Raw genomic sequence first — 26,696 nt, 5'->3', positions numbered from 1 at the left:
CCATGATCTATCGGCTGGCTTGGAGAAATATATGGCGCAATAAGCTTCGGAGTGGCATTATCATGGGAGCTATCGGCATTGGAATATTTGCGGGTACTTTTCTGGTAGCACTTCTTAAAGGATGGAGCGCTTGCATTCTACGGGAACATTTGGATATGCAGATTTCATGTATTCAGATACATAAAAACGGTACTGAAGATATAAATGATGTCAGAAACTTCTTTCCGGAAGAATCGGCTGTGCAAGTCCTGAAGTCTGTGCCCGGCATAACAGGGTTCAGCGTTCGTCTGAAAGTGAATGCACTTTTGACAAGTGCAGAAGCAAGTACCGGGGTGACATTATTGGGCGTAGATCCGGAACAGGAGAAGCAGATATCACGTATTTATACTACTATTCCCGATTCATCCGGCAGTTTTCTATCAGACCCTCAAGAAAGAATTATTATTATCAGTCAGGAGACAGCTCAATTCTTAAAAGTACGCCTTCATTCTAAGATAGTCTTGAACGTACAAGATTGTTTGGGTGAGATGCAAAGTACCCTTTTCAGGGTAGGAGGTCTTTTCACTACTCATAGTAAACGCTTTGATGCAGTTACTGCCTATGTTAGTAAAGCTGCTTTATTCCCTTATCTTATGATGCCGGAAGGAATGGTGCACGAAATAGCTTTGATGACGAACGAACCCAAACAATGTCAGAAACAAGTATTTCATCTATCAAAAAGCTTGCCGGAACTGAAAATAGAATCGTGGAGTGAGACATATCCAATATTGACCATCGCTTTTTTTTGGATAAACGTAATGAGTTATGTCTTGTTAGGAATTTTTTTGACCGCTTTGTCGTTCGGCATTGTCAACACTATGCAGATGGCCGTGCTTGAACGGCGTAAGGAGTTTAAAATGCTCAGCCGGATAGGTATGGCCCCGCAATTCATACTGCGAATGGTAATGTTGGAGACATTCTTCCTGACCGCTGTCGGTGCGATTATCGGGATGATATGCGCCACAGTATTTGTTGCGGTCACTGCCGAGAAAGGTATTCATCTTGGCATGTTGTTCAATATAAAATTTGCATATGGCTTCGGAGAGATTATTTATCCTCAACTATCCATTGATTTTCTTGGGATAATTTTAATTCTTGTGTTAGTCTCTGCTGTTTTTTCTGCTATTCTGCCTATGCAAAAAACGTTGAAAATAATAAAATAAATAAGGTTATATGGTTATATCTTCAAAATAATAAAGTATGGCATTGATACAGACTGAGAAATTGGAAAAGACTTTTCGAGGCGAAGCTTTCGAGGTACATGCTGTGGCCAATATTACCCTCAACATTGAACAAGGAGAGTTTTCTGCAATTGTGGGGCCATCGGGTTCGGGGAAGACAACTCTGTTGAATCTCCTGGGAGGTTTGGATCACCCTTCATCCGGGCGCATACTGATTGACGGAAAAGATATTGGGTTGATGAAAGAGAAGGAGTTAATTGATTTTCGGTTGCATAACATCGGCTTCGTTTTTCAATCATATAATTTGATTCCGGTTTTTACAGTAGAAGAAAATATTTCTTTTTTAATGGAGCTGCAAGGTTATTCCAAAGAAGAACGAAAACAGCGTACGAACGATTTGCTCAAAATTATTGGTCTTGCCGATCGTGCCCGTACTCGTCCGGCCAATTTGTCTGGTGGAGAACAGCAACGGGTAGCCGTAGCTCGTGCATTGGCGGCTAAACCACGCTTCGTGTTGGCAGATGAGCCAACTGCTAATCTTGATACTAAGTCAGCGGAGAATCTGCTCAATATGATGATGCGGTTGAACAAGGAAGAGAACATGACCTTTATTTTTTCCACACATGATCCTCGAATTATGGCAAAAGCTAATCGCATCATCACCTTGGAAGATGGTAGAATGATAAAAGAACAATTTCTATGAAATATCCGATACTCATTTCTCTTTTCCTGTTGGTTGTTGGAACACTAGGAATACATGCACAGAAAAACAACGGGGCATTGCGTATCTCGGGATACCTGAATAATAGCACGCTTTTTGCTTCCACCCATCCTGACCTATTGGAGGAAACGCTGTGGCAAAATATAACATATCAACGGATGAACGTAGATTGGAGGCCTCATTCTTCCATTCGTATAGAAGTTGGGATACGCAATCTTTTGTATACGGGAAACGCCACTATTTTGTCTTATGTTAAGGATAATGTAGATAGAGACAGAGGATGGGGGGATTTCTCGTGGAATATCTTCAGCCGGAGAAACATTTTGTATCATTTGAATATCGACCGTTGTTCTTTTCAATATATATGCGGCGCTTGGGAAGTCAAGGCAGGCAGACAGCGCATCAATTGGGGGCAAACGCTGGTGTGGAATCCGAACAATATTTTTAACCCGTATTCATTTTTTCAATTCTACTATCCCGAGCACCCGGGATGTGATGCCATCCGAGCAACTTATTATCACAACGTAACTTCTTACAGTGAACTTGCCGCTTCATTGAACATGTATGGAAAACCCACTGTTGCCCTCTTGCATAGCCGACAGGCAAACAGTGTGGAATATCGGTTTATGGGAGGTATTTATTGCGGAGAAGATGTCGTGATGGGAGGGTCATTGAACCTTGGAGGCGAACGGCTGATTCTGCGAATGGAAAGTTCCTATTTTCACCCTTTGAAACACAAAGAGAACAACTATGATATACTTCAGGCGGCAATCGGGATCGATTATGTTTTCTCCAACAACTTAGTTATACAAGGAGAAGTGTTATACAGTAGCCGTAACACCGATACGGATATGTATAATCTTCATTACTTTTATATAGATCCGCAATCGGCTAAAGATTTGTCTGTTTCCAGATGGAGTGTTTTGGCACAAGCTGTTTATCCTTTGACTCCACGTTTCTCCATACGAATATCGGGCGCTTACTTTGTCGACAAGCATCTATGCTATGCAGGATTGTATTTTAATTATAGAATTTCCAAAAATATGGAAGCTTCTCTTTTCTCGCATTTATTCAATTATGCCGATGAACAGCCTATAAAACTTCGAGTTGGATTGGGATTCTTGCAATATAAATGGATTTTCTAAACTTTCAAAATCAATAATTGCCATGTTTACATTCTCACAAATCAAGTCGTTGATAAAAGACGTGATATTCACGCTTCTTTTCATGAGTTTATTCCTGTCATGCGAACGGAATGAATCTGATCTGTTCGAGCCAGTAGAATATGAGAAGTTTTCTGGAGTGTTATTTTCAAAAACACTTCGTTTGGAAGATGTTATGGATGAAGTATTCCGACAATTCGGCATACAGTCCATCGAATCGATTCTTCGCAAACAAGGTATACCGGAAAATGAGATTAAATCCATTACCGTTCAGATTAAGTTGTATATCAAGCTATCTAGCGAATATGACGTGCATGGCATCACTTATCATACAGTCAATCCTAAAGGAGAAAAGGTTGTCGCATCTGGTGTTTTGTATTATCCCAAATCACATAATCCGAAAGGGGTTATAGAAGTCGTCCCCTGGTTTAAGAGCAAGAATGATTGCGGTACTGTCAATTATTACATGCCGGAGGTTATTCCGGGAATAAACGGATATGTCTATATTGTACCCGACCAAATAGGCTATGGCTCTACGGCAGACTTACCTATTGGTTACTTGCAATATGAGAATGTAGCTGTTGTCAGTGCTGATATGCGACAAGCGGTAGAGGAGTTTGTATACAATCATTATCATCGCAAGTTAGATAAAAAAAGTATTTTGTTCGGCTATTCGTTAGGAGCGGGAGGAGCTTTGACTTTGGCAAGATATTATCAACAATATGCGGAAAGAGGAGTTAAGGTTAAGAACGTTTTTATCGGGGGGGGAGCTTACGATCCTGCATTGAGCATAGAATCTCAATTTTCGTCTTATTATTCTGAGCATGCCGCTTGTCCCAATATTATATGTTCGTTGAATTATTATGAAGATTTGCAGCTGGATTTCAACCGGATTTTCAAAGGAGAATTGCTGAAATATTACGAAGAATGGTGTTATGGTCAATATTCCATAGATAAATTAACCCAATTATTAGGAACAGACCTTCGAGAATACTTCACAGACAATTTCCTGAAAAAGGAAGATTCTCCCGAATATCAGCATCTCTTGCAGAGTTGCCGGCAAAAACGAATTCCGAATGATTGGACACCTGCCTTCAAAATACACTTGTTTCATGGGAAAGACGATACATTAGTGCCGATAATCTGTTCCGACCGCTTATATGATAATCTTCGAAGCAGAGGCGCCGACGTTACCTATAAGCAATATGAGGCTAACCATATGGGAAGTGCTCAGCTGATGATTATAGATTTTTGGAAATTTCTGAATAACCGTTGAATAAATGCAGAAAAGCGATAGAGGAATGCACCGAATACTTATACCGGACTAAATACCTCGAAAAGTTTTCATAGTATCGATATAACTCAATGAAAAACGAGGGAGCTATGACAGGAAAAAACGAGTATTGGCAGGATTCAAACAAGAAATAACCGATATACATATACCCAAAGGGGGGGGTAAAACATGTAGATTGTCATGCAACAGTCTCTATCTTGATGTCTTTCGGCAGTGTCCTAAAAGCTCTATCCTATATTTACTGAACAGCTATACTTTAGAATAAGCAAAATCGCTACAGCAAATTTGGTGAAAGAATGCTATAGCGATTTTATTGTTTAGAGGAAGATGCACTTTATCGGATGCTTGTAATTTTATTTATGTGCATTATCTTTTTCGTTGTCAGAACTTCACTTCTGTCTTACTTCCATCATAAGCCACAGCCAGCACCTTGATGCCGGAGTTTACATCCGTATCCAAACTAAAAGATGCTTTATTGGATACGAACACGAGTGTTTCACCATCATATACTTCATAGGCTACTACATTTTGCCATCCGTTCATGGTGATGTTTTTTCCACTTTTTATAGCGGTTCCTTGACGCACGGGCAAACGATCTCTGAATATTTTCCAGTTAGAATCGGAAATATACTCTATTTTTTCTGTCAATGGCAGATAGTTTTTCTCTTTTACAGCGGCTATGGTCCTGTCTATCTGACTTTGATCGATCACAACTCGTATTTTGCCGTAGTCGTCTATCTCGCCATCAAAAGGAGATAAATAGCCCCATCTCTTAAAAAAGTCGGTCAAATCGGCTTGAGCAATGTCGCACATCATCTTTACAAACTCTAATTGCTGGGTTCCGGGTGTTGGTTGATTGGTTGAAGTACGTACCTTTTCATACAAATCCTTGTATAAATCTGTCTTTCCGCGAGCATTGGAGAAGTAGAGTTGCAACTGCCACAACGAAACCAACTTGCAGAATACATCTTCCTCACCGGGGTAAGACACGTGTTTTACGAAGGAATTGTAATAGGCCTTTTCATATCGGTTATTGAAGCGTCCCATTTTTTCCGTTTCAATACGTGAAGCATTACCCCACTCGGTTTGCACGTAAAGGGAATGGACGTTGTTGGTGACTTCAGTCATGCCGTGCCATTTAAATCCGGGACGGGTTTGAAACGTGTGCCCCTGTTCGTGTGCTGGGCCCCAAGGCGATTTCTTTAGTTCATTTACATTCAACAGTGTTCTCCTTTCATTCTCACCGGTTACATTGTATGCCGTTCGATAGGATGTGGAGTAGAAATAAGAATGGTACATAGCATGAAAATAAGCGCGGTTGATGGTAGGGCGATTATATTTCATCAATCCCATGAACTCTTTTTCCAAACTCACCAGCTCATCATAAGCGTCAATCAATTCTTTACCGTTGCTTCCCGCATAGGTTTTGAAGTGTGCGGTCGAAAATGTGAGGTGAGCGTGCTTACCCACTACGTCGAAATACTCGTCAACGGCCGCATTGAGATATTTCGGCCAGTCTGATGCCTGATGCTTTTGTGAATCGAAATATCCGTTAACTTTCCCGGTCGCAAAATGAATTTTCACCGGTTGCGCTGTTTGGTAATCGGGCGTATGGTAGAAGACGTAAATCAATCCTTTGTTCTTCATTTTCAATTTATTCACTCCCTGTGAAAGCGAATAATAAAATGCATTTCCATATCCGTCTCCACCGGGTTTGTTAAGGTTCTGAACTTTCAATCCTATTTTATAACCTTCGGTGGGACCTACGAATACGATGAGTTCATCGTTTTCCTCAACGCTAATGCCGGTCGGATTGTCGAGCAGGCTCAGCGTAGAGGTTTTGTTCACACGCGCCCAATCATCAGGATGCGGCCAAGCACGGTAGTTTTGAATGCGGAATTCATGCGGATAGCTTCCTTTATGCAGATAGAAAGCAATGTTCCGATAGAGCTTGTTCGGCACTTTCTCAATCTCTTCGATGGATATGCCGGGCTTCAGCTCTGAACAAGTGAGGTCGGTAAACAACGTGAGAGGGTCGAAATTGTCGGAGTTGCGACGATAGAACTCCATTTCGGAACAAGAGGCAAATCCTTGTCTGTCTCCATTGCCCGACTTCACGATAAATTTTACGGAAAGGGGCTTTATCAGAGGTTTGTCAAACAAAACTTTTGTCATCATCGGGGAGCCTTTGAAGTCATAGTCCGTCACTTTCACATAATTGGGAGCGTCTTGCGTGGATGTCCAAATTTCCACTTCTTTAAAATGTCCATTGTATCCTTCGAGGCGAGGGTAGTAGACCAAATAGTCGATGCTTTCCTGGTTATCGAAAAAATATTCGAGGGTAATCGGGAAATAATCGTCTCCACTATTGTTCCACGATGAGTGGTAAATGGTGTTATAATCACCGTCGAATGATTTTTCTATTTCTTCCCCTTTTTGGAAAGAACTTGCCGATGCGCGGCTTATAGGCACTTTCACGTCATCTTTGATGTCACCGGTACTTTCTCCCGTATAGCCCGTTTGCGCTTTCTGCGTCACCAGCACTTTCTTTTCGAGTGTTCCCCCTTTCTGTTTTACCACCAACTCGGTTGTACGTACCGCTTCCTCACCGTTGAACGAAACATCGAAACGATACTCTTTTTTTACCATTTCAACAGCACGTGTATTGGTTAAGGGTTTAATCCATGTAGCATCCGTCGGGATACTGATGTCGTACTCTATGTTAGCGGTAACTTCCAATTTCATCTCTCCTCCATCTGCGGCAATGGTGAACATTTCGGAAGAAAGTAATAGGGCGGGAGCCATACCCAATTGTTCCACAACTATGATTTCCGAAAGCTTACCGGCAGTCACCTTGATCTCTCCACGGCGTTTCTCCATTTCCGGATTGGCAGATACGCTAATCTGTAGTATGGATCCGCGAGACAGTGTTTTGAGCCAGGTTTCGGCATCCTTTTGAACGGTTGCTGTCCAATAGCTGTCATTTGTTTGTATTTGGATATCGGATGAGGAAGCTGCTTCGGAAAAATTTACCGTTTTCTGCTTGATAGTAAGGAACAACATGTCGTCTTCCGATTTATCGCTGCACGTAAGCATCAGAAAAGCGGATACAGTCAAAAGAAAAATCAGACGTAGTTTCATTGTTAATCGTTTTAAATAGTTTTTCAAAGATTTGGAGTTTAAGTAAAGTGTTTAAAAACAATACTTTAATTAAGAAGAATGTTATGGTATCTGAAAGATCGAATAGCTCATTCGATTTAGTAGTAGGTTTGTTTTTCCCTTTTCAATTATTTATCGGCTTCTTTTGAGTTTTCTTTTCAGTCTCTTTTCCTGTTTTTGTTTCTCAAATAGCTTGTTATGCGTCTCGTAAAACAGAAAAATCCTCTAAAAAAGAAAGCTCAAAAGAATACCGGGTAAATTTTAAATACTTTTCTTTCTGAATAAGCGTTATAGTACAGTTGTTTCTCCTGTTTCCGGATCGAACATCTCGAGCTTATATTTATAAAGCTTGATTTCAGCTAGCGAAAAGAACAGCCCGCTTCCATGTGGTTCAAGAACTTCAAACCAAACATATTGCATTGGAGATGGAAGAACGTAGCCTGAAGATTCCACTTCAGTGCCGCTTCCTTCGGGCATGCCTCTGAATTCGGCCACTTTATGCGCCGAGAAATTCGCCGGATTGAAAGTAGTTCCATCAAACGTTTCACTCACCCAAAGATTCATGCTTTTCGGACGGTTGTTGTTGTTGGCATGCGTACGATTCTTAATGAAGAAGCTTAATGTATTGATTGATTCGGGCACCTTCATCACAATGTAGTGCGGAAAAGGTTTGGGGTTGCTCCAGCTCATATGGAAGTATGTGTTGTAATTATTATCCACTAAGCTTGCAACCAACCCTTCGTCATAGTAGGGCTCGGGATTGCTCGCCCAGATCTGCGTAGGATCTATTTCCATTTGCTCCTTACTGTCAGAGATCACTTTGATTATCTTGGGCAGTGCAAGCGATTCGGCAGTTATGGTGCGCACTTCTCCTTCACGTCCCTTGGCAGTTATAGGCATGAGTTTAAATTCGATGGCTCCGTAGCGCTTGAGCAAACCGTCGATGATAATATGATCGGCATACACACTGGCTAAGCGGATATGTTCTTTATTTGTGCCGGGATGCCTGTAAGTTACTCGGATGTATTCGTAATTGGCAGCTTCTGGAATCTTCCAGCTTATTTTAACGGCACCTTCCTGCGATTCGGCAGTCAAGGAAGAAGCTTCGATTGCCACAGGCAGTGGACCGAGGTCCTCTTTCTGGCAACCCCACAATGCAAGTAGAGTAACAGCTCCTGCAAAGGCATATATAAATAAATGTTTCATCTTGTATATGTTTAAACATTAATAACCGGGATTATTCACAAGTTTAGGGTTCCTATTGATATCATTGCTGGGTATAGGTAACAGATAATTCTTCGGCGATTCGAATTTACGCTCGAAAGAGATTTCCTTGAGTTGTGCAAAGTCGTCTATCGTGTTTCCTTCAATATTAAGTCCCTGGGCTTTCTTACTGAAAGTTTCTTCAGCAATCATCCAGCGGCGCATATCCCAGAAGTTCTGATTCTCGAGATAAAGCTCTATCTGGCGTTCTTGACGTACGATTCGACGCATTCTTTCTTTATCAAGTGTAGCCACGCCCTCCCATGATTTTTCTACCGTAGGAATGCCGGCACGTGTACGTACTTTGTTCAGATAAGTTTTGGCTATATCCAGTTCGCCTGTTTCTACACACGCTTCGGCATAACCCAGATAAAGGTCGGCCAAACGGATGACAGGCCAAGGATATACGGTACGACTGGGTCCCGATTTCTTCATGATCATATTGGGGTCGGTACCTTTTTTATTGAGGTATCCGCCCGGAGAGTAGTTGTTGGTTCGGTTTTTGCGTCCTTGATTGCCTTCCTTGAGAAAGTTCAGGAGAACACGTCCTCGTTCAGGCATATAGCCGGGAATGGGGTATGCGTTGTCGTCACCGTTGAGCACTTCAAAGTATCCTCCCTGAAAACCCACCCAAGCATAAAAGCGCGGTTCGCGGTTAAGGTTGAAAGCAATGGTCTTCTCTCCTTCCTTTCCGTATGCGGCATGCTCGGCATTTATGCTGACAACCGCCAGTTTATTTTCCGACTTAAATTCAGGATCCTCATCCCAAGGAAGACCGTTTTTCGTATAGAAACGGTTGAGCATGGTCCAAGTGAGCGAAACTCCGTTAGCGCCCTGCTCTACAGAAGTTTTCGGCGTACATTTCAGTTGTATGTCATAGTATCCCTCTCCCCGTGTGTCGGCAAACAGTACCTCGGGGTTAGCTGAGCCCTTCCAATCAAGAGTTAGAGTGCGCATGCGACGCACGATACCTTTTTCGGGGAAATTGTTTGCCGAACCATCTTCGCCTCGATATGCGTCATTCTTGTAGAGGATGTGCCCGTTGTCTTCAGCGAGCTTGATGGCTTCTGCCAGAGCATCACGCGCTTTCACCCATTTCTGCGCATCGTAAGAGGCGGGCATCAATGCCACTCCTTCTTTGTCTTTAAAATCGGTATACACACTGTTTCCGTTGAATAAAGGCGAAGCGGCATAGAGCAGCATTTTGGCCTTTACCGACTTAGCCATGATGCTTGTGGCTAATCCGTATTGGCTTTTTATGTCTCGCTTAGTGGGTAAGCCTTGGGCAGCCTCATCGAGTTGATTGCAAATCCAAGCCACACATTCATCGTAAGGAACACGGGTAGGATATTCAGAGGCAAGGATGTCTGTGGACGGAGTTTCTTTTATCAACAAAATGGGTCCGTAGGCACGCGAAAGCAGAAAATGATAATATGCGACAAGAAATTTCGCTTGTGCCCTGTAATCATTCTTCTCCGCATCCGAGGTGTCGGGGAATTTGTCTATTCTTTCCATAAACATATAGCATTGGCGTATCCCTTGAAAGAAGGTATTCCAGTATGAAATAACCGGTGAGGAAGCCGAATAATTCCCTTTCGGGAAAGCAGCGAATGTTTCGTGTTCAAAGGCGGTTATTACTTCGTCTCCCGTAAGCAAGTCGAGACCTCCCGGCGTGTTGGCCGGATTAGGTAGATAAGCATAGCAAGAATACAGATATTCTATACCGTTGTTGCGCCCTGCATACGTGTCAGTATCTGTAGTCCGTTCATCGGGCACTACATCCAGAAAATCGCATGAGACACTCCATATCATGACTAGTGTCAAAGCAAATATTTTAGATAATAATTTCATATTTATATAATTTAACGATGCAAAACTTATTTATCATTGAACCGGATTTGCAGACCCATATTGAATGTGCGTTGCAACGGATACTTCATTCCGCTTCCTCCTCCGAGTTCGGGATCCCAAAGCTTGAAACTGGAAAGAGTGAACAGATTGGTGATGCTTGTATAAATACGCATTCCTTTATAGGTATAACCTATTTCAAGGTTTTTCAGTTTCAAGAACGAAGCATTACGCAACCAATGTGTGGATCCTTGCTGGTTGTTATTATTGTAATAATGTGTCAGACGCGGATAGCGGGCACGATTGTTCTGGTTATCCTTGCTCCAGTAGTCATCGGCTATCCATTGCAGCACGTTACGTCTCTCCTGCGTTCCGAACGGATGGAAACCACTCATCATAAGTGATACATTCGCTTGGCCTTGGAAGAAAAACGAGAAATCTATATTTTTATACTTCATAGAGGGACCGAAACCATAAACGATTTCCGGAACATGAGGATGTCCTATTTCAATCCGGTCATCGGAGGTTATCTTCCCGTCATAGTTACCATCGGCATCGGGCTGGTCTACATATTTTATATCGCCCGGAGCGATGGTAATGTTGCCCAGTGTAGAAGTGGGATTGTTGGCGATATCCGCCTCATCGATATAGAGTCCGTCGGCAACATAGCCCATGTAGGTATTCAGACGGCGACCCACTTGGCGAAGAGCGGGGCGCAGACCGGGAGCTTCGTCGTATTCGAGTACTTGGTTGCGTGCAAAGGTGAAAGACCCTCTGAACTGTAAAGAGAAATCCTTGGTGATTTGTTTTCCATAATCCATAGAAGCGTCGAATCCCCAATTCTTCACTTTGGCATAGTTCCCGAAGATTTTCGTGTCGGCTGTACCGAATGAGTTCGGAATGGATTGTTTTTGCTGGAATATATCACTACGTATTTCCTTGAAAGCATCGATAGTCAAATTCAATGAGTTGAAGAGCTGTAAGTCTACTCCGAGATTGTATTTCCGTCCTATCTCCCAAGTGATATTATTGTTTTGCAGGCGGGAATAGGTAGGACCTTTGTATTCAGAACTTCTGTCGCCATCATATCCGGTGATGTACCCCGGCGTATTCCTCAGTGAAACAATACCCATGTAGATAAAGCGTTCTCCACCAATTTGGTCATTTCCGACAAGTCCGTAAGAGGCACGTATTTTGAAGTTTGACACAATGGATTTAAGGGGATTCCAAAACTTCTCTTCACTAACGTTCCATCCGGCAGACACGGACGGAAAGAATCCGAAGCGATGTCCCTTTGCGAAGTTTTCCGAACCGTTGTATCCGGCATTAACTTCAAACAAATACTTGTTGGCGTAATCATAGGTGATACGTCCTGCAAAACCAAGTTTACGTTTAGGAAGTGAACCAATCAGATTGTTGTTGCCTATTACGTTGTTGTTATATTCACTCATGTTATAGAGTAACATACCCGAAACGTTATGATTTCCGAACGACCGGTTGTAATCGATGTAGCTTTGGAAATAGTAGCTGCGGTCTCCGGATACACCTGAACCGGCATTCAGATTCGGTTTCGAAGGTGTTCCGCTTTCAGGTGTTTGAATATATACGGTGTTGCCTTCCTCATCGGTAGTCACTCCTTCAAGAATATATCTGTTGGCGCCCTGAAAGCGGAAATTCGTTGTCCGATTCCAGTTCTTGAAAGAGAAGAGTGCTTTGAAGCCAAGACCTTTGGTGATGAAGTCAAGCTTCTGATTGTAGTTGAGAATGGCTACAACAGTGCTTTCAAACATATCTTTGTAGCCCGAGGTGGCCACAGCCATAGGGTTTTCTATCGGGGTTGATCCTATTCGTGTACCTCCCCAATGATACCATGGGTCATCGCCTTGCGGATACATGATTGGGAAATCGACCGCATTATTCTGCATGATAGCGTTGAAAATGTTGCCCACTCCTCCACCGCCGTCACTGGCTGTAATAGGACCGTGCAAGCTGTTGAGTTGCACATTGAGGTTGAGTCCCACCTTGGCAGTCTTGGATAGGTTGAAGTCGATATTATTTTGGAACGCATACTTCATGTAGTTGATGTTGTTATCGAATGAAAAGAAATCCTTACTTCTTCCTTTCAGCATACCCGTTTCATGCACGACATTGACATTCATGAAATACGTGATTTTACTGGTACCGCCGCGAATGTTGAAGTTGGCTTTCTGGTTGAATGTCGAGGAGTTGAATAGCTCGTCATACCAGTTTACATTCGGATATAGATAAGGGTCGAGACCTTTCAGAGTTCCGTTAATTTTGTCTTCGGAATAGAGGAGCGCATCGGTGCCTTGGTTGGTGACCGCTTCGTTGAACATGCGCATGAACGTTATAGGATTGACGACTTGGGGAACGTTTATCGGCTTGTTCACATACGCTTCCGCACGTACGCTTATAACCGGTTTGTCGAGATCCGCTCCGCTTTTCGTTTTGATAATGAGCACACCATTGGCGCCCCGTGTACCATACATAGCCGAGGCTGTAGCATCTTTCAGTACGGAAAAACCTTCGATTACTTCGGGATCTAAAGCGTCGAGATCTGCTTTAGAAACTTCCACACCGTCAAGAATGATAAGCGGATTGGTTGCGCCGCTCATGGTGGAAACACCCCGCACAAAAAAATCGGCGCCGTTTCCTCCCGGTTCGCCGCTACGCTGGTATGCGATAACTCCCGAAAGGCGTCCGGCAAAAGCAGTCGAAAGATTCGTTGCGGGCACTTTCAGATCGCTCGGACGCAATGTCTGTATCGAGCCTGTCATGGTGGCTTTCTTTTGCCCCATGTTGAAAGCCGTTACTACTACCTCGCCCAGCGTAGCCGCATCTTCCGAGAGAGAGATACTAAGTATCTTCTGATTGCCTACTTTGACTTCTTTGCTCACATATCCGATGAAACTAACAATGAGAACATCATCGGGTGATACTGAAAGTTCAAACTTTCCATCTACATCGGCTGTCGCACCATACGGAGGAGTAGCGTTCTTTACAAGGACCGAAGCTCCGATAAGTGGATCGCCCGTTACGGCATCGACTATCGCACCGATCACCGTGTTGCGTCGCGCCGATTGCTGAACGGCATTTGCTCCACCGGTCTTCTTGATCGAAGTGATGACTACGTTTTTTCCTTTTATGCTTACATTGTATCCTGCGAAAATAGTTTTGGCTACAGCCTCTACCGTCGCTTTTTCGACATTTACGCTGACTTTGCGTGAAACGTCTACATCGGCATTGTTATACATGAATTTGTAAGCCGATTGTTTTTCAACTGCCCTTACAGCTTCAATGACAGTTACGTTATTTAGTTTTAAGGTTATCAGGTTGTTTTGAGCCATAGCTTCGATGCTGAAGGCAGATGCAAACAAACCTATAATAATCATGCACAATTTTGTGCAAAACACTGTTTTTTTACAACAAAATGAAAAAACATTTCGTTTTCCTGTGTTATTCATACTATTTAGTTATTTTTGTTGAGTAATTAGCTTCCTTCGTCTTGTTCTCCTTTCTCTTTAGACAGACAAGGAAGAAATAGTTAGAATGAGGAGCGGATCGGCAAATAATCCGCTTCTTTTTTTGTGTTTGTCTTTGTTATGTTCTCATAGGCATTCCAGTATTAAAAAAGTTTGTTACTCGATGATTATTGTGTTGGTTTCACTTCTTTTCCAAGTTAGAGACGTGATACTTTGTAAGATATTCAAAATGTCGTCCACGGTTTCATTGTCAAGCTTAAAAGAGACCGGGGTGTTCAGCAACTGTTGGCTGCAAGTTTTGTACGATATGTCTATATTATACCATTTGCTCAATTGAATAAACACTGCCTTAAGGGGAGTATTTTCAAAAAGAAGATGTTCTTTTCTCCAGTTGGTGTAATTGGCTGCATTTACTATTTTAACTTCTGTGGATTGTTCTTTTTTATTGTAGATAAGCTGTTGGTTGGGTTTCATTTCCAGTTTTTCGCCTGTCTCTTTCATGGTTACGTCGATTTTTCCCGTTTCAAGAACGGTTTCCGTATGCGGTAATTCTTTCCTGTCAGTGACAAGGAAAGTTGTTCCGAACACTCGTATAGTCATTGTAGATGTGCTCACCGAAAAAGGTCTCTTCTTGTCTTTTTTTACATCAAAAAAAGCCTCGCCCTCCAAAGTCACGCTACGCTTATTGTTGAACTTCTTCGGATACTTCAGCAAACTTCCGGCATTGAGCCATACTATGGAGCTGTCAGGCAAAATCACTTCTTTTTTTGTATCGTAAGTTGCTATGGATATCATTTGACTGTTGAATGGAAACTTAATCTCCCAGATCTGCAATCCCCAAAGCAAGAGGAGCACTGCTGCTGCCGAACTAGCTATCCACTGATATAATCTACGGCGTTTTTTTGATTTCATCCGCTCAAAGAATACATCGGCTTTCTTCAGGACAGCTTTTTTATCCTGAAGTTCGATGGTCGATTTCTCCCACACTTTCGCCATTTGTACAAAATACTCTTCATTCTCTTTCGATGCCTTTACCCAGTGCATAAGCATGTTTCTTTCTTCCGGCTCTATATTGCTTTCGAGGTAACGAATAATGAGTATATCGTAATCTATCATACTCTTCTGCATAACATCTGTTTTTTACTGACTCTCTCTATCACGATTTACAAAGAAGATACCCTACCACGAAACACAAATTATTTTCGAAGTACTTCCGGGAACTATAGATGTCGCTTATTGCGCTATAGCCTGATGATTCATTGAAATATAGGAGGAAAAGCTACAACATGAACGGTATGGATGGTGAGTATTTCTTAAAGCAATACCTGTTAAATAATGCTAAACGGGGGGGGGGGTAAAATAGAAAAAAGTGAAAGGATTAGAGTTCCTATCGACATATATCCGGCTTGCAAGAGATGAGTCCGAATATCTTTGAGCGCCTTTGAAATATGCTTCTCTACAGCCTTTACCGTAATATTCAGTTTTTCTGCAATTTCGCGGTTTTTGAGGTCGTGATAACGGCTCATTATAAAGACTTTTTTACATTTGTCGGGCAATGCATTTACACAACGTGTAATTTCATCCTTTATTTCATTCGTAGACAGCTGTTCGTCAACGGTAAAAGAGGTGAAAAGCAGATTGTCCAGATAAGAGAGATCTTCAGACATGTTTTTTTTAGCATGTTGAGATGATTTAAGAAGGTCGAGCGAACGCCGATAAGTCAGTGTATATAGATAGGGTTTTATAGATACAGACGTATCTATCCGCTCCCGATTCTCCCAGCAGTCGGTAAAAACTTCCTGAACAATATCCTCGGCATACGACATATCTTTAACAATACGCATGGCAAAGAAGCGTAGAACTTTATAGTAATCAACGTATATGCGTTCAAAGTATGCTTTATCCATTTCAATATATTATAAAGATATATTAACCGTAAGCCGATAAGAGTAAGCAAAAATAGCAAAAAAAAAGTTCTTGATAAACTTTTTTGCAAAAATATAACCTTTCTGTAGTAGAACCAAGGCACAGCCGGCTTATCCATTCTCTCTTATTTTTAACAATCTGTTTTCGTTTCTTAGTTTCTTGTTATGCTACTTAAAACGATAAACGAAAGTAGACGTTTTATCGGGTAGCAATAATATAATCGGCGGATTCTTGAGAATGTTAGTCTTTTGTCTTATTTTACATATTTGATGCATTTATGTAATGTTCGGGGAAAAGATTCTACCGATAAGTTTAATAATCCCTAAAAAGAGCTTTCCTTATATTTTGTCACGTCAGATTTCTTTCCGAAATTTGCATGGTCAACCAACAGTCCGAGAAGATGAAGGGAATTATTCTGGCCGGGGGCAGTGCCACCCGTCTTTATCCGCTTTCGAAAGCGATATCCAAGCAAATAATGCCGGTGTACGACAAACCGATGATTTACTATCCGCTTTCCACGCTGATGCTGGCGGGAATTCGTGATGTTCTGGTCATCTCTACGCCACGCGACTTGCCGATGTTCCGCGAATTGCTGGGGACGGGAGAAGAACTTGGCATGTCTTTCTCTTATTTGGTGCAAGAACAACCCAACGGCTTGGCACAGGCTTTCGTGTTGGGAGCCGACTTTCTGAAAGGAGGACCGGGATGTTTGATTCTGGGCGATAATTTGTTCTATGGTCAAGGATTTTCGCCTATGTTGCGCCGGGCCGCAGCTATCGAAAAGGGAGCTTGCATCTTCGGGTATTATGTGAAAGACCCGAGCGCTTACGGAGTGGTGGAGTTCGATGAAAAGGGAAAGGTGGTTTCTTTGGAGGAGAAGCCCGCGGTGCCGAAAAGTAATTATGCCATTCCCGGGCTTTACTTTTATGACTCTACGGTGGCAGAGAAAGCCGCTTCGCTCCGCCCGTCGGCTCGGGGAGAATACGAAATTACCGATTTGAACCGACTCTACCTCGAAGAGGGTACGCTCAATGTCGAACTTTTCGGGCGGGGATTTGCATGGCTCGATACGGGAAATTGCGACAGCCTGCTCGAGGCTTCGAATTTTGTGGCGACTATCCAGAACCGGCAGGGATTTTACGTCAGTTGTATCGAAGAGATTGCCTGGCGTCAGGGCTGGATCTCGTCGGAACAATTGCTTTGTCTCGGGCGCAAGCTTGAGAAAACCGAATATGGCAAATATCTGATCGAATTGGCGAAATAGTAAAATATATGAAGACTTATCTTGTGACCGGGGCGGCGGGGTTTATCGGCGGCAACTACATTAAATACATTTTATTGAAACATGATGACATCAAAGTGGTGATTCTCGACGCCTTGACTTATGCGGGCAATTTAGGAACCATCGCCAATGATATCGACAACGAACGCTGCTTTTTTGTGAAAGGCGATATATGCGACCGACAACTGGTGGATGCTTTGTTCGCCGAATACCGTTTCGACTATGTGGTGAATTTTGCTGCCGAAAGCCATGTAGACCGTAGCATCGATAATCCCCAGCTTTTTCTGGTGACCAATATTCTCGGAACGCAGAATCTGTTGGACTGCGCCCGCCGTGCGTGGGTGATGGGGAAGGATGAAAAAGGATATCCCACGTGGCGGAAAGGAGTGCGATACCACCAGGTGTCTACTGACGAGGTATATGGTTCGTTGGGTGCGGAAGGATATTTTACGGAAACAACGCCGCTTTCTCCACACAGCCCTTACAGCGCTTCGAAGACAAGTGCCGATTTGGTGGTGATGGCTTATCGCGATACTTATAAAATGCCGGTTACCATTACCCGTTGTTCGAATAATTACGGGCCTTACCACTTTCCCGAAAAACTGATTCCGCTGATTATAAAGAATGTGCTCGAAGGCAGGCAGCTTCCGGTGTATGGTGATGGAAGCAGTGTACGCGACTGGCTGTATGTGGAGGACCATTGCAAAGCTATCGATCTGGTGGTGACGAAAGGAACCGATGGCGAGGTGTATAATGTAGGCGGTCATAATGAGAAAACCAATCTGGAGATTGTGAGGCTGACCATTGCGACCATTCGCCGACTCATGACGGAATATCCGGCATATAGAAAAGTGCTGAAAAAGAAAGTAACGGATGAAAACGGAGAGCTCGATATCAGTTGGATAAACGACGACCTGATTTCTTTCGTGAAAGACCGCTTGGGACACGACCAGCGATACGCCATCGATCCGTCAAAAATCAAGGCGGAACTGGGATGGTGTCCCGAGACTGCATTCGAAAGCGGCATTGTGAAAACCATTGAATGGTATCTTGATAATCAAGCGTGGGTGGAACAGGTGACCAGCGGCGATTATCAGGATTATTATAAAAACATGTACGGTTCATAGTCGACGATTCCCGGAATAATAATCTTGCTTTCTGAAATGTCATGAAATGACATACGGAGAATGAGCGTCGAACAGGAATCCTATCGCTAAAAGACTTCCCAACAACATCATGTTGCGTGAGGTTTCGCCCAATATGAGGTTAAGCCTTTTACCGCTGTGTATATGCACCATTTTTCTCCACGTGGCGAAATGAAGAGGTACGTAAAATTGCGGGAACAAACCGGCATAAACATGCCCTTCGAATAGGAACCACAAACAGATGAAGGCGGCAATGAATCCCAGCGCGAGGTATAGATATTGTCCGAACGCTTCACCGAAGCGGACGATGAGGGTGCGCTTCCCGCTTTGTGCGTCCGCCTCGCGGTCGCGATAGTTGTTTACCACAAGCAATGTGTCAATTAGTAAACCGCATACGAGCGAGGCGACGATGACATCTGGCGTCCATGTCAGAGATTGAACATAATAGGTACCGCCTACCGAAACGAATCCAAAAAACACAATCACCAAGAGGTCACCCCAGCCATGATAAGATAAAGGGTAAGGTCCCGTCGTGTAGAGAAAAGCGAATAATATGCACAGCAGCCCGACAATGATAAGCTCCCATCCGGCGTAAAACAACAGCATACTGCCCACAAGGCAAGCCAATACGATGGTAACGATGATGCCATTCCGCATCGCTTTGGGTGAAATCCACCCTTGTGCGCAAGCGCGTTCGGGGCCCAGGCGGTCTTCCCGGTCCGTACCTTTCCGATAATCGAATAAATCGTTGATAAAATTGGCGGCAATCTGCATCAGTCCGGCAAACAAGAAGCAGATAAGCATCGGTTGCCATTGAAAATATCCGTCCATTATGGCCAATGCCGTTCCTACCATAACCGGAGTGATGGCTCCCGTAAGGGTTGTCGGGCGTGAAGCCAGTACCCATGCTTGCAACGAATGAGGTTTAACTGTTTCCATTGTTTTTTATTTAGTTGTTATACATTGCTTCTTACACCTTTATGCAAAGATAACGTAAATTCTGTATCTTTGCACATCATTACTAAGAGAATATGAGGACAAGGAGTTATCTGCCGCTGTTTTTATCGTTATTATTACTGTTCGCTTCATGTCAGTCGAAAAGAAGTGCGCTCGTTTCCTCGTTTCCGGCATCTGCGGGCGTTTACTCCATACGCTCTTTTAAGGAAAAAGTATCATCCCGTTATGCCACGGTGAGGCGTATTGTCGAGTACGATTTTATGCACCGCGACATTCCTCCTGCTTTCGATGGTCTGCGGATTGCTTTTATTTCCGACCTCCATTATAAAAGTAAGCTGAAAGAGAAAGGGTTGAACGATCTTATCCGTCTTTTAAACGAGCGGAAACCGGATGTATTGCTTATGGGAGGCGATTATCAGGAGGGGTGCGAATATGTGGAGCCTCTGTTTGCGGCTTTGTCTCGGGTCGAAGCTCCTCTGGGAATTTATGGAGTGATGGGCAATAACGATTACGAACGTTGCCACGATGAGATCATCGGTACGATGAAACGCTACGGAATGCATGTGTTGGAGCATCGGGTAGATACGCTTTATAGAGAAGGACAACGCATACTGGTAGCCGGTGTTCGCAACCCTTTTGATTTGGAACGTAACGGTGTTTCCCCCACTTTGTCCCTCGCTCCCGATGATTTTGTGATACTTCTGGTGCATACGCCCAATTATGCCGAAGACGTGTCGGTAGCCAATGCCGACCTTGTTCTGGCGGGACACACCCATGGCGGACAAGTACGGATTTTAGGCGCCGCCCCGGCTTGGCATTCGCGCTATGGAAAGAGATTTCTAACCGGAATCACTCATAACTCCGATCGGATACCGGTGATTATTACCAACGGCATCGGCACCTCCCGGTTGGCACTGCGCATCGGAGCGCCGGCAGAGGTTGTCATGATTACGCTTCGTTGCCTTTCAAGTCGGGCAGAGAACGGGAAATGAATTCCCAGACCTTCGGATGAAGGAAGTAGCGGATGTCTTTCCCTTCCGAAAGAGCTTTCCGGATGAAAGTGGAACTGATTTCGAAAACGGGCGAGTCTACCATGCGTACGTTTGCGGGAAGTTGTTTCTCGTCGACGGGGAATCCCGGGCGGGGATAGATCAGAATCGGGTTTTCTGCAATGATGCGTTGAGGCTCACGCCAATGACTGAAGCTATTCCAGTTGTCCGATCCGATGATGAGGCAGAATTCCCGTTCGGGATGCTGTTTCCGCAGTTTTTCCAGAGTGTACACACTGTAAGAAGGACGCGGTAAATGGAACTCGAAATCGGAAGCATGGAAACGGGGATAGTCTTCCGTTGCGAGCCTGACCAGCTCAAGCCGCAGTTCGTCGCTCCACAGTTCGGTCTGTTCTTTCAACGGATTATGAGGAGTTACCATAAACCACACCTCATCCAATCCCCCATATTCGCAAAGGTAATTGGCCAAAGCCAAATGCCCGATATGGACAGGATTGAACGACCCGCTGAATATTCCGGTCTTAAGCTGGCTCATGATGCTCTTCTGCAATTTATTTTCCAAGAAACTCTTTGATCGTATTTAATGCCTCTGTTTTAGCTGTTTCCAAATCATCGTTCACGATGATACGGTCGAATCGCGGAGCAAATCCCAATTCGTATTCCGCTTTGGCAATGCGGCTCTCGATCACTTCCGCCGCGTCTGTTCCCCTGCCTTCCAGCCGGTGGCGCAACTCCTCTATCGACGGCGGTTGGATAAATACCGAGAGGGCACGTTCTCCGTAAAAGCTTTTGATGTTACATCCGCCCACCACGTCTACATCGAACACTACATTCTGCCCCTTTTCCAATTGCTTTTCCACTTGTTCCTTCAGTGTCCCGTAGTAGCGATCCTGATATACCTCTTCATATTCCAGAAACTCGTTGTTTTCGATCCGTCTGCGGAATTCTTCGGGCGTCAGGAAGAAATACTCCACTCCGTCTTGTTCGTTTCCCCGCGGTGCGCGGCTGGTGGCCGAAACAGAGAACGCCAGCCCCAGGTTTTGTGTGAGCAGATAGTTGATGATGGTCGATTTTCCCGATCCCGAAGGAGCGGAAAATATAATTAACTTTCCGGGCATAGATACTTATTTTTTATGTGTGAGATGTTTTCTACATTACATTCAATACTTGCTCCTTGATCTGTTCCAGTTCGTCTTTCATCTGTACTACGATCTTCTGCATTTCGGCATGGTTCGATTTGCTTCCCAGCGTATTGATCTCGCGTCCCATTTCCTGCGCGATGAAACCAAGTTTTTTCCCTTGTCCGCTACCGTTTTCCAGTGTGCTGATGAAATATTTCAGATGGTTGCCGAGCCGTTGCTTCTCTTCATTCACATCCAGTTTTTCTATGTAGTAAATCAGCTCCTGTTCCAGACGGTTCTTGTCGTAGTCTATGCTCAATGTTTTTTCAAGGGCGTCGGTGATGCGTTCTTTTACTTTTTCCACCCGTTCTTTTTCATAAGGAGCTACCGCCTCGAGCAACGTTGTGATATTGTTTATTTTTTCGCGGAATTTCTTTTCCAAGGCCGTTCCTTCTTGTTTGCGGAACTCCACCAACTGGCGGATGGCTTCGAGTATCGTCTCGTGCACTACTTTCCATTCCTCTTCCGAAACTTCCTGAACCTCCGTTTTGGTCATCACATCCGGCAGGCGGAGCAAGGTCTGGAACCAGTCGGCAGGAACCGGAATGGCGAGATTATCCGAAATTGTCTGTATCTGCTTGTAATAACCTTCCACCACCGATTGGTTGATAGGAGTATCGTTTTCCGCCCCTTCCTTTTTTTCTATCCACATGCTGAAATCCACTTTTCCGCGTTCCAGAACTTTGGAAATTTCGTTGCGGATCTCCATCTCTTTCTCGCGGTAAGCGGGTGCGATGCGGGTGGAAAGATCCATGGCTTTGCTGTTGAGCGACTTGATTTCTACGTTTATCTTTTTATCGGGAAGTTCGGCCGTAGCTTTGCCGTATCCTGTCATAGACTGTATCATAACCTTAAAGTTTTGTGCAAAAGTACACGAATATTTTAAGAATTGGAAATAATCATGTAAATTTGCCACAATTAAATAAGCTGATTTTTATGTCGTGTATACTCAATATTGAAACCTCTACCTCCGTTTGCTCGGTAGCGGCCAGTCAAGACGGTCAAACGATTTTTGTGAAAGAAGATTTGGAAGGACCCTCGCATGCCGTTTCCTTAGGAGTATTTGTTGATGAAGCTTTGTCGTTCATCGACAGCCATGCCATCCCGTTGGACGCTGTGGCTGTCAGTTGCGGACCGGGATCTTATACCGGGCTTCGCATCGGAGTTTCGATGGCAAAAGGGGTTTGTTACGGACGTAATGTTCCGTTGATCGGCATTCCCACACCGGAGGTGCTGTGTGTGCCCGTGTTGTTGTTTCACGAATTGCCCGAAGACGCGCTGCTCTGCCCCATGATCGACGCGCGCCGCATGGAAGTGTATGCGGCCGTTTACGATCGCGCGCTGAAGACGAAGCGGCCTGTTTCGGCAGATATTGTGGATGAAAACTCTTATCTCGAATTTTTGAACGAGGCTCCGGTGTATTTCTTCGGAAACGGATCGGCGAAATGCCGTGAGAAAATCACCCATCCCAACGCTCATTTTATCGACAACATCCATCCGTTGGCAAAAATGATGTTCCCGCTTGCGGAAAAGGCCATTGCCCGCGAAGATTATAAGGATGTCGCTTATTTCGAACCTTTCTATTTGAAAGAGTTCGTTGCTTCTCAACCTAAGAAACTTTTATAAACATGCGATACAATACTCAACAGAAAAGAATGCCGTTGCCCGAATATGGCCGCAGTATCCAGAACATGGTCGATTACGCTTTGACGATTCAGGATCGTGCCGAACGTCAGCGTTGTGCAAATACGATTATCAACATCATGGGGAGCATGTATCCCCACCTGCGCGATGTGCCCGACTTTAAACACAAACTTTGGGATCATCTGGCTATCATGTCGGGTTTTGAACTCGATATCGATTATCCTTATGAAATAATCCGCAAAGACAATCTGGTGACTCGTCCCGAACAGATTCCTTATCCTCATGCCCGTATCCGTTACCGGCATTACGGACGTACGCTCGAGGTGCTTATCCGGAAAGCGACCGAATTTCCCGAAGGCAATGAAAAGCAAAACCTTGTCGCTTTGATTTGCAATCACATGAAGAAGGACTACATGGCATGGAACAAGGATACCGTAGACGACCGGAAAATTGCGGAAGATCTTTATGAGCTTTCCGGTGGAAAGCTGCAACTGACGGAAGACATCCTTCGTCTGATGGGAGAGCGTTTGAGCCAGAGCAACCGTCAGAAAACCAATTATAACAGCCGGAACAGCAACCAGCGGAAACAACGGCACTGATTAAACCCCGAAACGATATGGCTTCATTTGTAATAGAAGGAGGACACCGGCTTAACGGCGAAATTCATCCTCAGGGAGCAAAGAACGAAGTGTTGCAGATTATTTGCGCCACATTGTTGACAAAGGAGGAGGTGACGGTGAATCACATTCCCGACATTCTGGATGTCAATAATCTGATTCAGCTTATGCGTGAAATGGGGGTAGACGTTGCCAAAACAGGCGTAGACTCTTATACGTTCAAAGCGGAAAATATCGATTTGGCTTATCTGGAGAGCGAAGAGTTTCTCAAAAAATGTTCGAGCCTTCGCGGGTCGGTGATGCTCATCGGTCCCATGGTCGCCCGTTTCGGCAAGGCGTTGATCTCGAAACCCGGAGGAGATAAGATCGGACGCCGGCGCTTGGATACTCATTTGGTGGGAATTCAAAATTTGGGGGCCGATTTTCGTTACGATGAAGAACGGGGTGTTTACGAAATTACCGCCGAGAAGTTGCGGGGTGCTTATATGTTGCTCGATGAAGCGTCGGTGACGGGAACGGCAAACATTGTGATGGCTGCCGTGCTGGCGAAAGGGACGACCACAATCTACAATGCCGCCTGCGAACCTTATCTGCAACAGCTTTGTCGCATGTTGAACCGGATGGGCGCGAAAATCAGCGGCATCGCTTCCAATTTGCTCACCATCGAGGGAGTGGAAGAATTGCACGGAACCGAACACAGGGTATTGCCTGATATGATCGAAGTGGGCAGCTTTATCGGTATGGCGGCGATGACCGGCAGCGAAATCACCATAAAAAATGTATCTTACGAGAATCTGGGCATTATTCCCGAGAGTTTCCGCCGTCTGGGCATCAAGCTCGAGCAGCGGGGAGACGACATCTACGTGCCTGCGCAAGACAGTTATCAAATAGAATCTTTCATCGACGGCTCCATTATGACCATTGCCGACGCTCCTTGGCCGGGACTGACACCCGACTTGCTCAGCGTGATGCTTGTGGTGGCTACGCAGGCGAAAGGAAGCGTGCTCATTCATCAGAAAATGTTTGAGAGCCGTTTGTTTTTCGTCGATAAGCTCATAGATATGGGAGCGCAAATTATATTGTGCGACCCGCACCGGGCGGTGGTCATCGGCCATAATCACGGATTCAGACTGCGCGGAGCCCGTCTCACTTCACCCGATATTCGTGCCGGTATCGCTCTGCTGATAGCGGCAATGAGCGCCGAAGGAACCAGTACGATCAGTAATATTGAACAGATAGACCGCGGTTATCAGAATATCGAGGGGCGGTTGAACGCCATAGGCGCGAGGATTACCCGAATATGATACGAAAAGAAGAAGTATATAAAATAGGTTTGTTCAATAAGCCGCACGGTATTCACGGTGAGTTGCAGTTCACGTTTACGGACGATGTGTTCGACCGGGTGGACGGCGATTATATCGTTTGCCTGCTCGATGGCATCTTCGTGCCTTTCTTTATAGAAGAATATCGTTTCCGGTCGGATTCTACGGCATTGATGAAGCTCGAAGGAGTAGATACGGCCGAGCGCGCCGGAATGTTTACCAACGTGGAAGTTTATTTCCCGTTGAAGCATGCCGCAGAAGCGGAAACGGAGGATTTATCGTGGAACTTCTTTGTCGGCTTCCGTATAGACGATGAACGGTACGGGCGAATCGGAACAGTGACGGATGTGGATACCTCCACCGTGAACACGCTTTTTGTCGTAGAGTGTGAAGATGAGGAACTTCTGATTCCTGCGCAGGAAGAATTCATACTGGAAATAGACAAGGAAAACAAGACCATTGTCATGCAGCTGCCCGAAGGGTTGCTGGATCTGGAAAGTCTGGAGGAGGACTGAACGGAATACAATAGATAAGAAGAAAGAGAATGCCAAATAAGTAAGAAAGAGAATGCCGCAAAAGAAGAGAAGAAAAGCATTTTGGAGAAACTTCAAGTTTAAATATAAGCTCACCATCGTCAACGAGAATACGCTTGAAGAGGTGGTTGGGCTTCATGTGTCCAAACTCAATGGTCTGTCGGTGCTGATTACCGTACTGACCGTGCTCTTTCTGATTGCCGCTTCCATCATTGCTTTTACTCCTTTGCGCAATTATCTTCCCGGATACATGAACAGTGAAGTCCGCAAGCAGATAGTGAGCAACGCGTTGCGGGTAGACTCTTTGCAGCTGTTGCTCGAAAGGCAAAACCTGTACATCATGAACATACAGGACATCTTCAGCGGGAAAGTGCAAATAGATAGCGTGCGCACCCTCGATTCGCTCACTGTGGCGCGTAAGGACACGCTTATGGAACGTACCCGCCGCGAAGAAGAGTTTCGCCGGCAATACGAAGAAAGCGAAAAGTACAACCTGTCTACCATCATATCCCAGCCGGACGTCAGCAAAATGATTCTTTATCGCCCGGTACGCGGAATGGTATCCGCTCATTTCGAGCCGGAAAAAAAACATTTCGGAACCGATATTGCGGCCAATCCGAACGAGAGTATATTGGCTGCGATGGACGGAACGGTGGTGTTGAGCACGTATACCGCCGAAACGGGTTATGTGATTATGTTACAGCATAATCAGGATTTTATATCGGTCTGCAAGCATTGCGGTTCGCTTCTCAAGAAACAGGGCGAGCATGTACGAGGCGGTGAGGCGATCGCTTTGGTAGGAAACAGCGGAACGCTGAGTACGGGGCCTCATTTGCACTTTGAGCTTTGGTATAAGGGAAGTCCGGTGAATCCTGAAAAATATATTGTGTTTTAGTGGGATTGAATAG

Annotated in this window: 22 protein-coding genes; 12 read left to right on the top strand and 10 right to left on the bottom strand. The window is 44.5% G+C overall.

Annotated features, from left to right (window positions below; all coding sequences use genetic code 11):
- Window positions 1-2: 2 nt before the first annotated feature.
- From C234_RS0104355 to C234_RS0104340, 4 genes are read left to right on the top strand one after another with little or no spacing between them, the layout of a single operon-like run.
- Window positions 3-1,202, top strand: coding sequence for an ABC transporter permease (locus C234_RS0104355; protein WP_034540633.1), 1,200 nt, complete (start codon window positions 3-5; stop codon window positions 1,200-1,202).
- A gap of 37 nt (window positions 1,203-1,239) precedes the next feature.
- The gene (locus C234_RS0104350) at window positions 1,240-1,923 is read left to right on the top strand and encodes an ABC transporter ATP-binding protein (protein WP_027324778.1); all 684 of its coding nucleotides are present in this window, start codon (window positions 1,240-1,242) and stop codon (window positions 1,921-1,923) included.
- Complete coding sequence (locus C234_RS0104345) at window positions 1,920-3,086, top strand: hypothetical protein (RefSeq protein ID WP_027324777.1); 1,167 nt, start codon at window positions 1,920-1,922, stop codon at window positions 3,084-3,086. The genes C234_RS0104350 and C234_RS0104345 overlap by 4 nt, the downstream gene beginning before the upstream one ends.
- Window positions 3,087-3,108: 22 nt before the next feature.
- Complete coding sequence (locus C234_RS0104340; RefSeq protein WP_027324776.1) at window positions 3,109-4,380, top strand: lipase family protein; 1,272 nt, start codon at window positions 3,109-3,111, stop codon at window positions 4,378-4,380.
- 399 nt (window positions 4,381-4,779) lie between these two features.
- On the opposite strand, the gene C234_RS0104335 is transcribed toward C234_RS0104340, so the two are convergent.
- The 6 genes from C234_RS0104335 to C234_RS15810 form a co-directional block, all read right to left on the bottom strand.
- Complete coding sequence (locus tag C234_RS0104335) at window positions 4,780-7,539, bottom strand: M60 family metallopeptidase (protein ID WP_027324775.1); 2,760 nt, start codon at window positions 7,537-7,539, stop codon at window positions 4,780-4,782.
- A gap of 306 nt (window positions 7,540-7,845) precedes the next feature.
- Window positions 7,846-8,763, bottom strand: a complete 918-nt coding sequence (locus C234_RS0104330) for a discoidin domain-containing protein (protein ID WP_027324774.1) — start codon at window positions 8,761-8,763, stop codon at window positions 7,846-7,848.
- 18 nt (window positions 8,764-8,781) lie between these two features.
- Window positions 8,782-10,671 (bottom strand): RagB/SusD family nutrient uptake outer membrane protein, encoded by a 1,890-nt coding sequence (locus C234_RS0104325; RefSeq protein WP_027324773.1) that lies wholly within the window; start codon window positions 10,669-10,671, stop codon window positions 8,782-8,784.
- A gap of 26 nt (window positions 10,672-10,697) precedes the next feature.
- The gene (locus C234_RS0104320) at window positions 10,698-14,081 is read right to left on the bottom strand and encodes a TonB-dependent receptor (RefSeq protein ID WP_423774683.1); all 3,384 of its coding nucleotides are present in this window, start codon (window positions 14,079-14,081) and stop codon (window positions 10,698-10,700) included.
- 246 nt (window positions 14,082-14,327) lie between these two features.
- On the bottom strand, window positions 14,328-15,299 hold the full coding sequence (locus C234_RS0104315; protein ID WP_081688112.1) for a FecR family protein: 972 nt from the start codon (window positions 15,297-15,299) through the stop codon (window positions 14,328-14,330).
- Window positions 15,300-15,499: 200 nt separating this feature from the next.
- Complete coding sequence (locus C234_RS15810; protein WP_051290154.1) at window positions 15,500-16,078, bottom strand: RNA polymerase sigma-70 factor; 579 nt, start codon at window positions 16,076-16,078, stop codon at window positions 15,500-15,502.
- A gap of 419 nt (window positions 16,079-16,497) precedes the next feature.
- Between C234_RS15810 and rfbA the strand changes: the two genes are divergently transcribed.
- Window positions 16,498-17,361, top strand: a complete 864-nt coding sequence (rfbA, locus tag C234_RS0104305) for a glucose-1-phosphate thymidylyltransferase RfbA (RefSeq protein ID WP_027324770.1) — start codon at window positions 16,498-16,500, stop codon at window positions 17,359-17,361.
- Between the two features lie 8 nt (window positions 17,362-17,369).
- Complete coding sequence (gene rfbB / locus C234_RS0104300; protein ID WP_027324769.1) at window positions 17,370-18,506, top strand: dTDP-glucose 4,6-dehydratase; 1,137 nt, start codon at window positions 17,370-17,372, stop codon at window positions 18,504-18,506.
- Between the two features lie 39 nt (window positions 18,507-18,545).
- Here the strand turns inward: rfbB and C234_RS0104295 are convergent, their stop codons facing one another.
- Window positions 18,546-19,463: a 1,4-dihydroxy-2-naphthoate polyprenyltransferase gene (locus C234_RS0104295; RefSeq protein WP_027324768.1), complete on the bottom strand. Its 918-nt coding sequence runs from the start codon at window positions 19,461-19,463 to the stop codon at window positions 18,546-18,548.
- 92 nt (window positions 19,464-19,555) lie between these two features.
- Here C234_RS0104295 and C234_RS0104290 point away from each other — a divergent pair, with 92 nt between their 5' ends.
- Window positions 19,556-20,473 (top strand): metallophosphoesterase, encoded by a 918-nt coding sequence (locus tag C234_RS0104290; protein ID WP_027324767.1) that lies wholly within the window; start codon window positions 19,556-19,558, stop codon window positions 20,471-20,473.
- On the opposite strand, the gene nadD is transcribed toward C234_RS0104290, so the two are convergent.
- From nadD to C234_RS0104275, 3 genes are read right to left on the bottom strand one after another with little or no spacing between them, the layout of a single operon-like run.
- Window positions 20,430-21,026, bottom strand: coding sequence for a nicotinate (nicotinamide) nucleotide adenylyltransferase (gene nadD / locus C234_RS0104285; protein ID WP_027324766.1), 597 nt, complete (start codon window positions 21,024-21,026; stop codon window positions 20,430-20,432). The genes C234_RS0104290 and nadD overlap by 44 nt on opposite strands.
- 16 nt (window positions 21,027-21,042) lie before the next feature.
- On the bottom strand, window positions 21,043-21,609 hold the full coding sequence (gene gmk / locus C234_RS0104280) for a guanylate kinase (protein WP_027324765.1): 567 nt from the start codon (window positions 21,607-21,609) through the stop codon (window positions 21,043-21,045).
- A gap of 31 nt (window positions 21,610-21,640) precedes the next feature.
- Window positions 21,641-22,519: a YicC/YloC family endoribonuclease gene (locus tag C234_RS0104275; protein WP_027324764.1), complete on the bottom strand. Its 879-nt coding sequence runs from the start codon at window positions 22,517-22,519 to the stop codon at window positions 21,641-21,643.
- An 89-nt stretch (window positions 22,520-22,608) separates the two neighbouring features.
- Here C234_RS0104275 and tsaB point away from each other — a divergent pair, with 89 nt between their 5' ends.
- Genes tsaB through C234_RS0104250 form a run of 5 tightly spaced genes read left to right on the top strand, consistent with a single transcriptional unit; the run spans window position 22,609 to window position 26,683 of the window.
- A complete protein-coding gene (tsaB, locus tag C234_RS0104270; protein WP_027324763.1) occupies window positions 22,609-23,298 on the top strand; it encodes a tRNA (adenosine(37)-N6)-threonylcarbamoyltransferase complex dimerization subunit type 1 TsaB in 690 nt (229 codons plus the stop codon).
- Between the two features lie 2 nt (window positions 23,299-23,300).
- Window positions 23,301-23,915, top strand: coding sequence for a DUF4290 domain-containing protein (locus C234_RS0104265; protein WP_021645007.1), 615 nt, complete (start codon window positions 23,301-23,303; stop codon window positions 23,913-23,915).
- 17 nt (window positions 23,916-23,932) lie between these two features.
- Window positions 23,933-25,237 carry a UDP-N-acetylglucosamine 1-carboxyvinyltransferase gene (gene murA, locus C234_RS0104260; RefSeq protein WP_027324762.1) on the top strand — a complete coding sequence of 435 codons (1,305 nt, stop codon included), beginning with the start codon at window positions 23,933-23,935 and terminating at the stop codon, window positions 25,235-25,237.
- Window positions 25,234-25,770, top strand: coding sequence for a ribosome maturation factor RimM (rimM, locus tag C234_RS0104255; RefSeq protein WP_027324761.1), 537 nt, complete (start codon window positions 25,234-25,236; stop codon window positions 25,768-25,770). Before murA ends, rimM begins: the two co-directional genes overlap by 4 nt.
- 52 nt (window positions 25,771-25,822) lie before the next feature.
- Entirely contained in the window at window positions 25,823-26,683 is an 861-nt protein-coding gene (locus C234_RS0104250) for a M23 family metallopeptidase (protein ID WP_027324760.1), read from the top strand.
- The last annotated feature ends 13 nt before the right edge of the window (window positions 26,684-26,696 follow it).

Source organism: Bacteroides pyogenes DSM 20611 = JCM 6294 (assembly GCF_000428105.1).
Taxonomy (GTDB): Bacteria; Bacteroidota; Bacteroidia; order Bacteroidales; family Bacteroidaceae; genus Bacteroides; species Bacteroides pyogenes.
Note: the sequence above shows the minus strand (reverse complement) of the source record. Positions and strands in the feature narration are given on the sequence as shown.